At 65.8% G+C, this 15,179-nt stretch carries 14 protein-coding genes, 4 pseudogenes and 1 other annotated feature; of the genes and pseudogenes, 14 read left to right on the forward strand and 4 right to left on the reverse strand.

Annotated features, from left to right (window positions below; translation table 11 throughout):
* Positions 1–24: 24 nt before the first annotated feature.
* The 5 genes from QM841_RS38925 to QM841_RS38945 all read left to right on the forward strand — a co-directional run bounded on the left by QM841_RS38925 (position 25) and on the right by QM841_RS38945 (position 2,929).
* Positions 25–246, forward strand: a complete 222-nt coding sequence (locus tag QM841_RS38925) for a hypothetical protein (protein WP_283336142.1) — start codon at positions 25–27, stop codon at positions 244–246.
* Positions 247–407: 161 nt separating this feature from the next.
* Positions 408–1,709 carry a ribbon-helix-helix domain-containing protein gene (locus QM841_RS38930; protein WP_283336143.1) on the forward strand — a complete coding sequence of 434 codons (1,302 nt, stop codon included), beginning with the start codon at positions 408–410 and terminating at the stop codon, positions 1,707–1,709.
* A 47-nt stretch (positions 1,710–1,756) separates the two neighbouring features.
* A complete protein-coding gene (locus tag QM841_RS38935) occupies positions 1,757–2,089 on the forward strand; it encodes a hypothetical protein (protein WP_283336144.1) in 333 nt (110 codons plus the stop codon).
* Between the two features lie 146 nt (positions 2,090–2,235).
* A complete protein-coding gene (locus QM841_RS38940) occupies positions 2,236–2,583 on the forward strand; it encodes a histone-like nucleoid-structuring protein Lsr2 (protein ID WP_283336156.1) in 348 nt (115 codons plus the stop codon).
* A 16-nt stretch (positions 2,584–2,599) separates the two neighbouring features.
* Complete coding sequence (locus QM841_RS38945) at positions 2,600–2,929, forward strand: beta/alpha barrel domain-containing protein (protein WP_283336145.1); 330 nt, start codon at positions 2,600–2,602, stop codon at positions 2,927–2,929.
* Between the two features lie 87 nt (positions 2,930–3,016).
* Here QM841_RS38945 and QM841_RS38950 read toward each other — a convergent pair whose 3' ends face one another.
* Both QM841_RS38950 and QM841_RS38955 read right to left on the reverse strand, forming a co-directional pair.
* Complete coding sequence (locus QM841_RS38950) at positions 3,017–3,553, reverse strand: hypothetical protein (protein ID WP_283336146.1); 537 nt, start codon at positions 3,551–3,553, stop codon at positions 3,017–3,019.
* A gap of 203 nt (positions 3,554–3,756) precedes the next feature.
* Positions 3,757–4,266 (reverse strand): annotated as a pseudogene (locus QM841_RS38955) (phosphatidylserine/phosphatidylglycerophosphate/cardiolipin synthase family protein); the annotation flags it as partial.
* A gap of 149 nt (positions 4,267–4,415) precedes the next feature.
* Here QM841_RS38955 and QM841_RS38960 point away from each other — a divergent pair.
* Positions 4,416–4,895: a site-specific integrase gene (locus QM841_RS38960; RefSeq protein ID WP_283336148.1), complete on the forward strand. Its 480-nt coding sequence runs from the start codon at positions 4,416–4,418 to the stop codon at positions 4,893–4,895.
* On the opposite strand, the gene QM841_RS38965 is transcribed toward QM841_RS38960, so the two are convergent.
* On the reverse strand, positions 4,845–5,342 hold the full coding sequence (locus tag QM841_RS38965; RefSeq protein ID WP_283336149.1) for an N-formylglutamate amidohydrolase: 498 nt from the start codon (positions 5,340–5,342) through the stop codon (positions 4,845–4,847). The two genes, QM841_RS38960 and QM841_RS38965, sit on opposite strands and share 51 nt — an antisense overlap.
* A gap of 219 nt (positions 5,343–5,561) precedes the next feature.
* Between QM841_RS38965 and QM841_RS38970 the strand changes: the two genes are divergently transcribed.
* The 5 genes and pseudogenes from QM841_RS38970 to QM841_RS38990 all read left to right on the forward strand — a co-directional run.
* The gene (locus tag QM841_RS38970; RefSeq protein ID WP_283336150.1) at positions 5,562–5,732 is read left to right on the forward strand and encodes a hypothetical protein; all 171 of its coding nucleotides are present in this window, start codon (positions 5,562–5,564) and stop codon (positions 5,730–5,732) included.
* Between the two features lie 123 nt (positions 5,733–5,855).
* Entirely contained in the window at positions 5,856–6,323 is a 468-nt protein-coding gene (locus QM841_RS38975) for a hypothetical protein (protein WP_283336151.1), read from the forward strand.
* Positions 6,324–6,354: 31 nt separating this feature from the next.
* Entirely contained in the window at positions 6,355–6,993 is a 639-nt protein-coding gene (locus QM841_RS38980; protein ID WP_283336152.1) for a zeta toxin family protein, read from the forward strand.
* A gap of 215 nt (positions 6,994–7,208) precedes the next feature.
* Positions 7,209–10,472, forward strand: a complete 3,264-nt coding sequence (locus tag QM841_RS38985) for a protein kinase domain-containing protein (protein ID WP_283336153.1) — start codon at positions 7,209–7,211, stop codon at positions 10,470–10,472.
* Positions 10,473–10,520: 48 nt separating this feature from the next.
* Positions 10,521–10,868: pseudogene (locus tag QM841_RS38990) on the forward strand (transposase); the annotation flags it as partial.
* Positions 10,869–10,887: 19 nt separating this feature from the next.
* Here QM841_RS38990 and QM841_RS38995 read toward each other — a convergent pair.
* Positions 10,888–12,111: an IS110 family RNA-guided transposase gene (locus QM841_RS38995; protein ID WP_422631237.1), complete on the reverse strand. Its 1,224-nt coding sequence runs from the start codon at positions 12,109–12,111 to the stop codon at positions 10,888–10,890.
* A 253-nt stretch (positions 12,112–12,364) separates the two neighbouring features.
* On the opposite strand from QM841_RS38995, the pseudogene QM841_RS39000 reads away from it, so the two are divergent.
* From QM841_RS39000 to QM841_RS39010, 3 genes and pseudogenes are all read left to right on the forward strand, one after another.
* A pseudogene (locus tag QM841_RS39000) lies at positions 12,365–12,826 on the forward strand (IS5 family transposase); the annotation flags it as partial.
* A gap of 461 nt (positions 12,827–13,287) precedes the next feature.
* Positions 13,288–14,004 carry an SDR family oxidoreductase gene (locus tag QM841_RS39005; protein ID WP_283336154.1) on the forward strand — a complete coding sequence of 239 codons (717 nt, stop codon included), beginning with the start codon at positions 13,288–13,290 and terminating at the stop codon, positions 14,002–14,004.
* Positions 14,005–14,707: 703 nt separating this feature from the next.
* Positions 14,708–15,128: pseudogene (locus tag QM841_RS39010) on the forward strand (transposase); the annotation flags it as partial.
* Positions 14,991–15,122: a sequence feature (AL1L pseudoknot), on the forward strand. (Overlaps the previous pseudogene by 132 nt.)
* Positions 15,129–15,179: the final 51 nt, after the last annotated feature.

The following is a 15,179-nucleotide window of genomic DNA, read 5'->3' on the forward strand; positions in this document are numbered from 1 at the left end:
ATTCGACGTTGTAAAGTGTGGAGCATGACGGAGGACGCGCAGAGCAGCATCGGCAATCAGGCCGAGCCCACAGACACCGTGGTGCCGCAGCACACCGAGAACGGCTTCGGCACCTACGAATGGGACCCCGAGCACGGCGTCGTGTTCCGCATGGACCTCGACCAGTTCGGCACCATCGGCGGCGTCCCGATCAGCCAGTACACCCCGCCGCCCCCGACCCCGTACACACCGCTCAACCTCTCCTGAATCGGTCACACGCCCGCGCCCCAGCACCCACCCCCCCGGTGCTGGGGCGCACTACATTTCACAGCAACCGGCTCGCCAGGGCGCAGTGACCGATTGTGGTGGCGGCGGGTGCCGTGGGGTGCGAATCGAGGTCCCCGGACGGACCGGAACAATGGCCGGTGATGAGCGAGACGAACATGGGCCGGGTACCGGTGGGGGATCCGATCCCGCTTCGGTTCGATCCGACCACCAAGCAACGCCTCGAGGAGTTGGCCGCCGGCATCGGTCCGCGCCGATTCGGGGCACTGGTGCGGGTCGCCGCACGACGGCTGCTGTCCGACCCCGACCGGGTGCCGGAAGCACTGGACCAGGCCCGCCGGGCCTCCGCCGACGCCCGCCGCATCCCCTGGGCGGAGCGACCCCTCGATCTCGACCCCGCCACCAGCACTCGCCTCCACCAGCTCGCTCGCGAGTTCCACACCGACCGGAGCGCGATCGTCCGTGTCGCTGTGCACCGCTTCCTGACCGGGGCAGGCCGGTTTCGGCACCCGGTGCTCCGTGAAGACGCCCGCACCGATCTGACGTGCCGCATCCGCGTGTACCTCAACCGCTCCACACTGGTCCGCCTCGAGAAGCTCACCGCCCGCAACGGCGACGCCCCCACCGCCGCGGCCATTCGGGTCGCGGTCCGCCGACTCCTCGACGACCCGGGAGACCTCACCGCCGACCTGGCCACGATCGGCGCCGCCCGCGACCTGACCCCGGAGACCCTCGGCCCGCGCACGAACGTGCACTTCGACGACGACCTGCGCGACCAACTCGACGCCCACGCCGGTCGGCTCGACTCCGACCGCGCCGAACTCATGCGGTTGGCCGCCCGCCAACTCCTGGCGAACTGGCGTGACCTCGAGAAGGCGGTGACTGAGGAGATCTACCGCGGGGACGCCAACCGGGACCTGCTGATCGCCCGGAACACCCGCCGCCGGCAGACCGCGGACCAGGCCACCGCCGCGCCCCCTGTCCGCAAGGCGCCGAGCCCGCAAGGGAACCCGTTCGGGAAACGGCATGTCTTCCGGTTCGATGAGGACACCAAACGCCGCCTGGAGGAGCTGGCGGACGAGTATGGTCCCCGCCGGCTGTCCGCGCTGCTGCGGGTTGGGATTCGCAGACTCATCGAGAACCCGGCGGCCGATGAGACCCTGGCGCAGGCACGCCGCGTCGCCTCCCCGCCGCGCACAGCCCGGGTCGACGTCGCCCTCGACGACGAACTCCTCGCGCACATCGACGCCCTCGCCGAACGGCTCGGCTCGAACCGCCAGGAGTTGGTGCATCTGGCGGCCACACGCATCCTCCGCTTCCACCACAACATCGAGAACCGGATGCTCGACGAGATGTTCCGCGCCCAGAACAACCGGAAACACCTGCTCGCCAAACATGCCCGCCGTGAGCGGATTCGTCGGAGAGTCCGCGGCAGCGGCACCTGACCTGCGAGAATGGGCGGTGGGTCGGGCCCCGCACCACCGGAGGACCCATGTCTCGGTTTCTGCGCCTCGCTGTCGTCGCGTCCACGGCAGCCGCCGTCCTGTCCCTGACCGCGGCGCACGCACACGCCGCCCCAGCTCCGAGTGGGTGCGACATACAGTTCTTCGCGGTCGGTGCCATGTCGACCTGTGCACCCGGATCGGTGAATACCCACCAATTGGAACTGGTGTGCGTCCCGTTTACCAATTTGAATTATCCCGTCAACACCATCACCGTGTGGGGGCCAGAGGTGCCCACCTTCCTGCCCTCCATCGCACTGTGTCCGCCGCCCATCTACTTCGCGCTCGTCCCCCTGAGGGACACCCGGGTGCACACCCGATAGGACCAGCCCCCGGCTACTCGTGCGCCGTACAACCGGCGAATGACCTGCGGATATGACACGTCCCCGGGGTCGGTTGCCCCGATCGGCCGCCGCCGCCAGTAGGGTTCTGCCTGCTGTATCGAGAAGACGTGAGAGATCGGGGAACTGTGGCGCGCAAGGTAGTTGTCGAACTGGTCGACGACATCGACGGAACCGTCTTCGGTGAGGACGGGGAGAGCATCACCTTTTCCGTCAACGGGGTGGACTACGAAATTGATCTGAAAGACAAGCACGCCAGCAAGTTTCACAAGCAGATCGGATTCTTCGTCGAGCACGCCACCCGGGTCGGTGGCCGCAAACGCCGCTCGGATCGCCCCGTCGTCGCAGACGCCCCGGTGCGGCGGCGCGGGAACTCCAAGGAGATCCGCGCCTGGGCGGCCCAACAGGGCTACGAAATCTCCTCGCGCGGGCGCATTCCCACCGAGATCGGGCAGGCGTTCCAGGACGCCCACTGAACGCGAAGGAGCGTTGATGCGATCGCTGCGTAATCCCTGGTACCGGGCCTCGGTGCGCCGAGCGGCGAGCGAGCATTGGCTGACCACCGGCAGCCGGGGGTTACGTGGCATGACCGGTGAGCCGGTGGAACTCAGCGACACCGAGGCAGCTACCGTCCTCGCTGCCCTGGTCGAAACCACCGGCGGCCGGTGGCCGGCCCACCCCGCACGCATCGCCCGCATGCTCCGCCGGCTCGGCATCGACGGCAACACCGAGCAGATGGCCGCCGCTATCACCGCTCTGGTCAGCGACCCGAACTGGTCCCACCGCGCCGACGAGATCACGTCCAGCGCATCGGACTGGTAAGCCGGATTACCTCATTCACCTGGGGAGATGACATGTCCCCATCGACCGCAGTCCGGGCCCGGCTATTGGCACAGGGAAGCTCTCTAGTCAGGCGTTCTCGCTCTGCTTGTTCGCCACTTCGCCGACTGCACTCTTGAGCCACCACCGGAGATTCCGCCTTCCGGCCAATCGCGCGCCATCCCCGAACCGGCTTCGCTCCTGCGAAATGAACGGAACCGGATTGCCCTCGACCACAGGCTCTTGTGTCCAACGGTGCGGCGACCCGTAGATCGCATTGAGGGCATCGCGGTCATTTCCCAGCTCTACCAGCTCATCTTCGGAGATTTCATGGTGATGGAGCGGATCGGGAGCACCATCAGTTCCTACTCGACGATTGAGCTCCTCGTAGAGCCTGACCAGCTCGCCAGCAGCCTCTCCCACCTCGGAATGTCCGCGCAGACGTTCGATAAGGAAGGGCAGTACAGGGATGAGGGCCCTTCCTTCTGCGCGGTCGATCCAGTCATCTTCCCAACCGAGGGTTCCGTCGGGGCTTGTCTTTGGCTCCCCGAAGAGCTGACGTGCTCCATCGACCGTATATCCCTGGTCGTACAGATCTTGGGCAGCGATCCACGACTGCTCGGGCATTTCACTCCTGTTCACTCTTGTTACGAGCTTCTCAGTCGGACAGTTGCGCGGTGCTTGGCGCGAAGACAGTGAATCCGCTAGGTGACGGTTTCTCCAAGGACCCCCGCACGCGCTCGGGCGTGTCGCTCAGCCGGACAGTAGTCGCGCCAGCTGGAAATCCGGTCCTCAATGGTCCGATCCGCCGCTGGGTTAGCGGATCCAGGTCAGAGGTTCCAGAGCCGGAGTAGCGCGGCACGCAGGCTGGCAGAGACGATCCGGTGATCTGTGGTCAGCCGGGGATTGGGGTGCCCGAGATTAGCGAGCTGCTGTTCGGCGTCCGCAACCGAGACCGGCTGCAGATCCGCTCGGACGAGCAGGAGATGGCCGAACGCTCTATGGGTGTGCGGGATCGCGATGGCGTCTGAGTCCACGACCGCCGGAGGGTAAATCCATTCGTTGTCGTCGGTGACGAAAATGAGGACATCGCCACGTTCGAGGCGGGCGCGACGGTCGTCGAGGCGGAACCATTCCAGCTGATATGTCGCTGCCGGCCCGCCGGTGGAGGCTGAGGATCGGCCCGCCTGGGTGGCCCAGGTCTGTTGCTCGGTGGCGCTGGGTTCGTACTCGACGATGTGCCGCAGGAACATCCGGGTCACCCGCGCAGGAAGGAAATCCAGTTCGGCGCGCACCCGGCCACCGACCCCGGGGATCGGCACCGACCGACCGATCTGCCATACGATTGGAAGTGGCATAGGTTCGTTCTCTCGGAAATTGCCTGCGAGCTGGTCATTCAGCCCGGTTTGGGGAGTCCACTGTTGTCGAGGTGGGATTCCATTTGTGTCGGTACCACCTTGACGAGCAAGGTGGCCTTAACCTGTGTGGTATGAGTCACACATTTCGTGTGGTGCAGGGCAGGACGGTCGAGGTCGCCCACGCGTCGACCGATCCGCTGACCTTTCAACTCGAATGCGTCGAGGCGTTCGTGACCTCGCGGGTGGTCCGAGGCTTCAGTGCGGTAACCATCGAGAACGAGACAGGTGAGCTCGAGCGGATGCTGGCGGCGTTGGGCAAACCGGTGTGGGAGGCCACCGCCGACGATGTCGATCGAGTGGTCGGAGCGATGGCCGCGGACGGCTTGCTGGCGTCGACTCGACGCAGATATGTGCAGGCGCTGAGCAGTTTTCACCGGTTCCTGATCACCCGCCGCGCCGGGGAGATCGAGGCGTCGTTCGCAGGCTTTCCCGATGGCGTCGAGTCGACCTTGTGCGATCGAGGTGGGTCGGCGCCGCGGCGTGTGGTTTCTACGGTGGGGTCAGGCTGTGGTGGTAATGGTGATCTCGGCTCTGCCGTCGAGGCCGGGTAGTAGGTAGTGCGGGCAGGTGACCAGCTGCCGCGGCACGGGTATCGCTTGCCGGTCGGTGTCGAGGTAGAGGCGGTACGCGAGCTGCCCGCGCCGGTGGGTGCCGGTGTTCGGGTCGACGGCGCCGAGGAAGTAGCCGTGCGCGGCGCCGGCGGTGGAGAAGATCGCCCGCGCCCACTCGGCAGGCTCGGCGGGCGGCAGATACCGTGGCCCGCCGGTCGCCGCGTCGAGAGTGTGCACGATGACCGTGACAATGAAGCCGGCCACGGTGGGGAACCACTGTTCGGTGGCGACGTCGAACCGGGTGATGGAGGTGTGGATCCGCAGTTCGATGTCCGTTCCGGTGCGGGCCGCCGCCGCGAGGATGTGGGGAGCCGCTGAGGCATCGTCGGTGGCCAGGGACGGCAGCGCGGCGTCGGTGCTGAGGTTGCTGCCGGGGCGGGCGGACATGGGCACACAGTACGGGCCGCAGACCTCCTGCCGGCAGGACGACCGGTGGTTCGTCCGGTCGAGGACTGGTTCGCAGCGATGGGGCATCGGACCTGCGGTGACAGCATGTCCCCCCAGAAGTAAATTTGGCCCGACAAATGCCGTGCTGTCGGCGTTCTTCTCGGCACCATCCGGGGCGGCACGATTTTGATCGCTCCCGGCTCGGGGCAGGATGGGTCCGTGAGCGACCGAACCGCAGCCGACCTCGAGCGTGACCTCACCGTGCTCGCCTACGTACGCGACCGCCTCCGGGCATCGGAAGGCGCCGATTTCCGGATCCCCACCACCGCTGTCGATCAGGTGCTCGATGAGCTCAACGGTCTCGAACGATGGACGTGGGTTCCGACCTGATTCCTTCCGTGCGGATTGGCGAGGGGCCGCCGCCCACGAGTCGCAGGTGCCCCGCGGCGGTCGTCGCGCACTTTACGGCCTGGGCCTGCGGGTATAAGATTGCTTATAGAGGAGGTGTGGGTTATGACGATCATGATGGACCGGGACCGGTTGTTCTCGAGCATGGCCGAGAACCGGGCGCGTGAGGTGGTCGCGCATATCGGTTTCCTCCGTAACCTGCGGCAACTGTACGAGGGCGGAGCCACCCAGAAAAGGTTGGCGGAGGTCAACGGTGTCAGCCAGCCGGCGATCAGCCAGATGCTCCAGCGCGCCCGCGTCGAGGCACCGGATGTCCGTCCGGGCACCCACGGCGGCACCGCGTATGAGGTCGCCGCGCGGTGCGCGGCCGGCGAGATCGATCCGGCAACGATGCGCGCCGAGCTGATCGGATGGGAGTACGACAAGCCGATGGCGCCGACCGCCTACCCCGACGTCGACGACGTCCGCCCCCAGACGGAGGGTGGCTTCAACCACCAGGTCGGCCGCGCGCTCACCCACGGGTTCCTCACCGATGAGGACTACGACCTGATCCTCGACGCACTGGCCGACTGACCTGTGCCGTCCCACGAAGTAGAGGATCGCCGTGCCAGCCTCGCTGTCCACTCCGGGCGGCCCGCTGACGATCGATGCCCCGCACGCCACGATCAACGACCGCCGGTACTTCCGCCGAATCGACGGTGAACCTGTCCCCACCCGGCCGCGGTTGCGGCTGCATGAGCGGATCCTCGCGGACTGGCGAGCATCACGCACCCAAGTCCGCCGGGATCGGGTATCCATTCTGATGGCGGGCCCGCCCGGCGCCGGCAAATCCACCGCCCAAGCCCATCTGGTGGGAGGACGCGCGCAGGGGTGGCGGCATCTGGATGCGGACGAGTTCAAACTCCGCCTCCTCGCGACGGCAGACGCCGATGGCTCGCTGCAGCAGTTGCTGCCCGAGGAGCTTCGCGCAAGGCCGGGGCAGCCGAGCCGGTTCTACCCGAACGAGCTGTCCGCGCTGGTGCACATCGAATCGAACCTTCTGCTCGAAACAGCCGTCGCACAGTCATTGTCGTTAGGGGAGAACGTGATCATCGACGGCACCATGGCCTGGAAACCGTGGGCGACCGAGCTGGTGACTTACCTCGAGCGGGAGCACTACACGATTCACATCGCCGACGTCGAAGCCTCCCGAGGGATTGCCACCGCCCGGATCGTGCATTCCCCTTTACATGCCCGCCCATGAGCTGGTCCCAGTCGAGTCCTGACCTTGGCAGGAAGCTCCCTCCGAACAGGGAAGGTCACACATCCCCTTAGAGCGAAGAACGCCATGGACGGCCCGTATACCGCGATATCCTTGAGGGCACGCCATCGAGAGGTGGATTAAGGTTGAATCTGCACTGGTCGTGCCGTCGGGACCAGTTTCGGGACGATGAGTCGACGGAGTGAGTAGACCGTCCGATGGGTGAAGGTGATCCGCTCGGCACTCAGCGGTACCCGCCCTCCCCGGCCGCGGAGCTGGCAGGCACGGGCTTCGACGATGTCCATGAGATCGGCCGCGGCGGCTTCGGCGTGGTCTACCGTTGCACCCAGGAGGACCTGGATCGCACGGTGGCGGTGAAGGTGCTCACCGTCGAACTCGACGAGGAGAACCGGGCGCGATTCTTCCGGGAGCAGAGGGCGATGGGGCGGCTGACCGGGCACCCGAACATCGTCAACATTCTGCAGGTCGGTGCCACCGACGGCGGACTTCCCTACATCGTGATGCCCTACCACTCGCAGGATTCCCTCGACGCTCTCGTCCGCCACCGCGGCCCCCTGCCGTTGGGTGAGGCACTCCGGCTGGGGGTCAAGATCGCCGGCGCGGTGGAGACCGCGCACCGGCTCGGCATCCTGCATCGCGACGTCAAACCCGCGAACATCCTGCTCACCGAGTACGGCGAACCAGCGTTGACCGACTTCGGCATCGCGCACATCGCCGGCGGCTTTGAGACCGCCACTGGCGCCGTCACCGGCTCGCCGGCGTATACCGCGCCGGAGGTGTTGGGCGGTGATCCGGCGAGTCCGGCGGCGGACGTCTACGGTCTCGGTGCCACCCTGTTCAGTGCTCTGACCGGACATGCCGCGTTCGAGCGTCGCAGCGGTGAGCAGGTCGTTGCGCAGTTTCTTCGGATCACCACACAACCGGTCCCAGATCTGCGTGAGCACGGGATCCCCGAGGATGTGTCCGACACAATCGCCCGCGCGATGTCCCGGACTCCCGAAGCGCGTCCGGTCACGGCTGCCGACTTCGGGGAGGAACTGCGGCAGCTGCAACGCGATCACGGCTTTCCTGTCGATGAGATGGCCCTGCACAGCGCCCCAGGTGCGGCAAGCGACCACGGACAGTCAGTGTCCGGTCGGCCTCGGTCTACGGGTCCTTCGCCTGGGAGCGCGACGGGAAGTCTTTCCCTGGAACTGACGAGTTTCGTTGGCCGTCGACACGAGCTCACCGAGGCGAGGAACCTGCTGGCCGGGTCGCGGCTGGTGACGTTGACGGGGATCGGTGGTGTGGGCAAGACGCGGCTGGCGATGCGGGTCGCGTCGGCGGTGCAGCGTGAGTACGACGACGGTGTGCGCCTCGTCGAGTTGGGTGAACTGCGCGACGGGTCGTCGTTGATCGATGCGGTGGCCGCAGCGGTGGGGGTGCGGGACCATTCGGCGAGGCCGTTGCGTGAGGTATTGATCGAGTTCCTCGCGCCGCGAGAGGTGCTGTTGGTCCTCGACAACTGTGAGCACATGGTGGACGCCGCAGCGGAACTGGCTGAGACCCTGTTACGGGTGTGCCCGGGCTTGCGGATTCTGGCCACCAGCCGCGAACCCCTGGTCATCGGTGGGGAAGCGGTGTTGCGGGTCCCCCCGCTGGCGGTCCCGGATTCGGACCGGCGGCCCTCGTTGCGGGCGCTGTCCCGATACGATGCGGTGTCGTTGTTCGTCGACCGCGGTGCTGCCGCGGTTCCGGGCTTCGCGCTCACCGAGGAGAACGCGGCGGCGGTGGCGGGGATCTGCCACCGGCTCGAGGGGTTGCCGTTGCCGATCGAATTGGCGGCCGCCCGGTTGCGGGCGCTCTCGCCCGAGCAGATCCTGGGGCGCCTGACCGACCGCTTCACCCTGCTGACCCGCGGCAACCGGGGTGCGCCGACGCGGCAACAGACGCTGCGGTTGTCTGTCGACTGGAGCTTCGAGTTGTGCACCGCCGGTGAACAACTGGTGTGGGGTCGGGTGGCGGTGTTCGCGGGGTGCTTCGAACTCGACGCGGCGGAGCGGGTGTGCGGCGAGGGCCTCGACCCGGACGAGTTGTTGGACACGCTGACGTCTCTGGTGGAGAAGTCGATCCTGATCCGGGAGGAGTACGGGTCGGTGGTGCTTTTCCGTATGCTCGAGACTCTCCGCGAGTACGGCTTCGAGAAGCTCACGCAGACCGGTGAGGCTGTGGTTTTGCGTCGACGGCACCGGGACTGGTACGAGGCGTTGGCGCTCGATGCGGAGGCCGAGTGGATCAGCGCCCGCCAACTCGACTGGATCGCCCGGCTGAAGCGAGAACAGCCGAATCTGCGGGAGGCCCTCGAATTCAGCATCGACGACGACCCCGCCGCCGGCCTGCGCACCGCCGCCGCCCTCCGCTGGTTTTGGACATCCCAAGGCCTCAACACCGAGGGACGGCGCTGGCTCGACCAACTGCTGGCCCGTTACCCCGTAGAACCGACCGTCGACCGGATCAGGGCGCTCTACTGCGCCAGCGCGATAGCTGACGTGCAGGGCGACCTCGATGCCGGGGCCGCGCTCGTCGAGGAGGCGCGGACTCTCACCGCGCACACGAGCGACCCCGTGATGCGTGCTTACGTCGGCTGTTCCGACGGCATGCTAGCCCTCTACCGGGGTGATCTCGAGCGAGCATGCTCGCAACTGGAGGCTGCCCTCGCCGAGTTCAGCGAACTCCGCGAACGCACACTCGAGACCAGCGTCCTCTACCTGTTGGGGTTGGCCTATGGACTGTCCGGCCTGATAGAGCAGGCAATCGAATGCCATGAGCGTGTCCTCGCGATCACGCAAACGTCCGGTGAGAAGATGTATCGATCGCATTCACTGTGGGCCTTGGGAATTGCCGTGTGGCGACAGGGTGATGCGGATCGCGCGATCCAGCTTCTCGAACAGTCGCTGGAGCTGTCCCGGCAAGTGCACAGCCCCCGCTTCGCCGGAGCCTGCCTCGAGGCGCTGGCCTGGATTGCGTGCGAGCGGCGCGACGCCGCGCGGGCCGCAGCGCTGATGGGAGCCGCAGAAGGACTGGCGCGGTCCGTGGGTAGCGCTGTGGTCATACATTCCAATTTGTTTGTTTACCATCAGAACTGCGACCAGGCGGTTCGGCGCGAACTCGGGGACAAGACATTCGGAGCGGCGCACCGCAAGGGTGAACAACTCGAGTTCGAAGCGGCAATCGCCTACGCCCTCCACGAGCGACAGCCCGGCACCACTAGACTTGCCACCGACCCTTCGACGCGACTGACCAAGAGAGAACGCCAAGTCGCCGATCTGATCGCCGAAGGCCTGACCAACCAGGCCATCGCCGACCGCCTGGTGATCTCACCCCGCACCGCACAAGGGCACGTCGAGCACATCCTGGCCAAACTGGGCTTCACCTCCCGGACGCAGATCGCGGCCTGGGTCGTGGAGCGGAACGACGGTTAAGAGCGTGTCTCATGTGGATGAAGTGACCTGTGGGACATTATGTGACGCGTGGTAGATGAGTTGTCACTGAGGTTGGTTCCGGATGCGTTGTGGGAGATAGTCGAACCGTTGATTCCTCCTTTTGTCGCCCGGCCGCAGGGAGGTGGCAGTACCCCCGCCGATGACCGGGCGGTGTTCACCGCGATCGTGTACGTGCTCACCAGCGGATGTGCGTGGCGGCACCTGCCACCGTCCTTCGGGGTGACCGTGCCAACCGCGCATCGACGGTTCAGTGCCTGGGTGCGCGATGGGGTGTTCGAAAAACTCCATCGCGAGGTGCTCGACCAACTCGGTAGTGCGGGCGAACTCGACTGGACGGCAGCAATCCTGGACGCGGCAAGCGTGCGGGCAAAAAGACATCCCAGGAGCTGGGGTGTCAAGCAGCGGCCCTCTCGACGTGATGCGACCAGGCCGTCGTTTCGTCGTAGCAGGTGTGGGTCTTGAGGCACCCGTGGAGGATGCCGACGAGCCGGTTGGCCAGCTGCCGCAGGGCGGAACCGTGATCGAGACCGCGGTCTCGTTGTTTGTCGTAGTAGGCGCGGGCGCCGGGTGAAGCTTGGAGGGCCGAGAACGCCTGAGAGTTCAGCGCATCGACGAGTCGATCGTTGTGCACAAACCGGGCCGCGACCACCTTCTTCTTGCCGGAGGCGCGGGTGATAGGACTGGTGGCAGCATAGTTCTTGCGGGCCTTCGCGGTGGCATACCGTTCGGGGTCGTCGCCGAACTCACCGAGGACCCGGGGGCCGAGCGACGGTCCCATCCCGGGCTGGGACATGATGATCTCAGCGTCCGGGTGCCGGCCAAAATGCGCATCGACCTGCCCCTGCAGCGCCTTGATCTCCGCGTTCAGCGTGGTCAGTATCGCCACGATAGAGCGGACGGTCGCCGCGTAGGCGGTGGTGATCACCGCCGCCCGGCCCAGCTGCTCACCGCGCAGGGCGGCCTGGATCCGATCGGTCTTGGTCTCGATGTCACGGCGGCGGGCTTGTCGCAGCGCCGCCGTGATCTGTCCCCGTGTCAGTCGTGTCGCCGAGGCCGGGTCGGGTGCCTTCCCGAGCAGCTCGAGGGCATCGACGGCGTCGAGATCGTCGAACGCCTCCAATGCGGCCGGGAAGTACTCGCGCAGTGCGTGTCGCAGTCGCTGGGTGTGGCGGGTGCGTTCCCAGATCAATGTCTTGTGGGCCCGGGCAACGACTTTGATCGCCTCGGCTTCGGGGCTGTCGCCGGCCACCGTCCGCAGCTGGTGCGAATCGGTGCGTACCATGTCCGCCAACACGTGTGCGTCGGCGGCGTCGCTCTTCGCGCCCGAGACACCGCTGCGTTCCCGGAAACGGGCCGCCTGCAACGGATTCACCGCGAACACTGTGTAACCGGCGGTCACCAACGCCGCAACCCACGGGCCTCGGTCGGTCTCGATTCCGATCGCCACCTCGGACTGGTCGACGTCGTCGCCGAGTTGGTCGCCGATCATCGCGTGCAACCGCGCGATCCCGGCCACCCCTTCCGGCAGTCGTGCCTTGCTCAGCCTCCGTCCGGCCGCGTCCATCAGCTCGACATCGTGATGCTCTTCCGACCAGTCATCTCCCACGAATAACTGCACTGATACTCCTCCCATCGTCCTCGAGCTCGACCACGTTCGGTAGCGTGCGGAAGAACCATCAGCGCCCTAATGAAGCAGTGCTCACGCCGGAGCGGGCACGACATCCCATCAGCGATTCCGTTCTCCCGGCGGACGGGTCAGGGGCACGATCTTTTTTCAGGACTCCACGTTGTCCAGGGGGGAGAAGTGCTCACCTGTCCGCCGCTACCGGTGACGAGTCTGCCGTATGACCGGACTCGCTGACTCTCATTAGGGGGGCTCACTGACGGGTCCCAGCCCGGTCGACCGCGGTAAGAAGGGATCAAAGATCCACGTCCTGTCCGAAACAAATGGAATCCCACTGGTCGTGGGTGTGACCGGGGCGAACACCCACGACAGCACGATGCTGCAACCGATGGTGGCCGCGCTTCCGGCGACGAAGTCCAGGCGGGGACCACGCCGACGCAAGCCGGGAAAGATTCGCGCCGACAAGGGCTACGACTACGACATGCACCGACGGTGGCTGCGCGAACGAGGCATCGTCCCGAGGATCGCCCGCCGCGGCATCGAGCGAAACGATCGCCTCGGCCGGTACCGGTGGAAGATCGAACGCACCATCGCCTGGCTCACCGGCTACCGACGTATGACCATCCGCTACGAACGCTACGGCGAACACTTCGCTGGCTTCCTTCACCTCGCCGCCGCACTCACCTGCTTCAAGAAGCTCCCCACATGAGACACGCTCTAAGACTGCAACGACAGTTCGTGGTGTCGGTGATTGTAGTGGCTTGCTCGGGCCCTGGCTTGGCTGGCGCGGCGCCAGTTCGATCAGTGCCAGACGTAGACGAGGGCGTCGCACCGGGCTGGCGACGCGGTGCAACGACTACACATCCGGAATTTGATGTCCACAGATCCGGTCCGCCGGCCCGGACTTCCCCGTGTCCGTTGACCCGGGGCTGGACATACATGAGGTCCACCTCCGCGTGACGTTCTGCGAACCCATCCGTCTCGGCCCTGACGCTCGGCAGGGGTCGTGTGACCTGTGGCCCTCGATGACCGCCAATCGAGACAGATCAGGGGCTGCTCACCCGTGCCCCCTGTACGCCGCGCCACCGCCGAGACGCGTTCCTGGATTGCCACGAGCCTGCGACCCGAAGCAGGACTTGCGCTAGTACACGATGTAAGTATTCTAGTGTCATGGACTTGGGTATTTCGGATCGGGTGGCAGTGATTACTGCGGCCTCGCGAGGGCTTGGCAGGGCGACAGCGATGGCTCTGGCGGCCGAGGGTGTACGCCTCGTCGTCAATGCGCGTTCAGCGGATCAGTTGACGCTATTGCGCGATGAGGCTGGAGTGGAAGTCGAGATTGTCGCAGGCGACATGAATGACGAACACTTGCCAGAGTTGCTCGTCAACCGCGCACTTGAGCGCTTTGGACGGCTCGACATTGTGGTGGCCAACAATGCCGGCCCCGCGCCGGGTGGAGCGTTCGAAGTCACAGATCAGCAGATCCTCGATTCACTGACTGCTAACACTCTGTCGGTGATCCGCCTGGTGCGTGCTGCTCAACCTGTCATGGTCGAACAGCAGTGGGGGCGCGTCTGCCTGATCGCATCCGGCTCGGCTCGTCAGCCCATGGACAACTTGGCGCTGTCCAACGTGTCGCGTCCCGCACTGTGGGGGTGGGCCAAGACCGCGGCGAACGAGCTCACCGCGTCGGGGGTCACGCTCAACCTCGTCTGCCCCGGAGCGCACTCCACGGACCGGTTGATCGAACTCGGCCGTCAGGACCGCTCCTACGTTGGTCATCCGGACGACTTCGGGCGGATTGTTGCATTCCTGTGTTCTGCGTACACCTCGTACCTGACCGGGACTGCTGTCATCGTTGACGGCGGACGGGTCCAGGGGCTGTAGATCATAGGTATGCGCTGGTGCCATTGCGCCGGCAGCTGAACGGGAAGCTGAATCAGTCTGGTGTGCTGCTGTTCCCGGGACCTGAGATCTTCCGGAGAGGTCCGAATCGGGTTTGATCCTCGATGGCCGAATCCGATCACCGCGTGCGTGACGATCGGCCCGTCGACGTCGATGCTGGAGGAGATTTGGCGAACGAGGTCGCCGGGCTGCTGTCGTTGATCGACGAGATCCGCGCCTCACACGATTCGCCGGACCTAGGGGATCCCGAGGGTGTGGCTGGAGCTGCGTCGGGGGTGGGGGTCAGCGCCAACGTCTCGCACAGATCATGCGGGCAAACGATCGTCGCGACGTCCTAAGGAAAGGCCCGGAAGGGTTGGTCGACGAAGCCGAACCAGCGGCATACCGCTGCGCCGGATCTGCTAGACCAGGACTTCACTGCGACCGCGCCGGTACCGCACGTGAGTGGCGGATCTGACGCGGATCACGACCGGTGGATGCTGTGGCTGGCCAGTGTGCGTGATGCGATCTCGAACAAGGTCGTCGGCTGGCGTGCCGGGCCCGCGCGGACACCGATCTGGTGCTGTCGGCGCGTGACTATGCCTTGTCTCTCGCGCCGTCCGCGGTGGGGAGCTGATTTTCCACAGCGATTATGAACCGTCCTGGACGAGGTGGAGGCTTCTGATCTAGCAAGGAGAATGCTGGTATGCCTGCACCGAAGAAGTACGACGCCGAGACCCAGGAGCGTGCCGTCCGGATGTATCGGGACCGGATCGAGGAGCGTGGAGGCTCGAAGGTCGCAGCCCGTCGCCATGTCGGCGAGCTGCTCGACATCGCGCCGGCGACGCTGCGGAACTGGATCGAGCGGGAGGAGAGCCGCCAGGCACCCGGCGCATCGTCTGTAACATCTGACGTGTCGGACGAGGTCGCCCGGCTTCGCCGAGAAGTATCCGAATTACGCAGAGCAACGAGATTCTGAAGACCGCGAGCGCGTTTTTCGCGGCGGCGGAGGTCGACCGCCGACTGCGGTGATCGTCGACTACATCGACGCCTACCGTTCCCGTTTCGGGGTCGACCCGATCTGTGCCGTGCTCACCGAGCACGGCATCAGTATCGCCCCGTCCACCTAATGGGTGGGTCGGCTTGTCCCGACACGGAAGAGGCAACCGGCAGGAGAT

Origin of the sequence: Rhodococcus sp. IEGM 1307 (assembly GCF_030056915.1) — a bacterium.
Taxonomy (GTDB): Bacteria; Actinomycetota; Actinomycetes; order Mycobacteriales; family Mycobacteriaceae; genus Rhodococcus_F; species Rhodococcus_F opacus_D.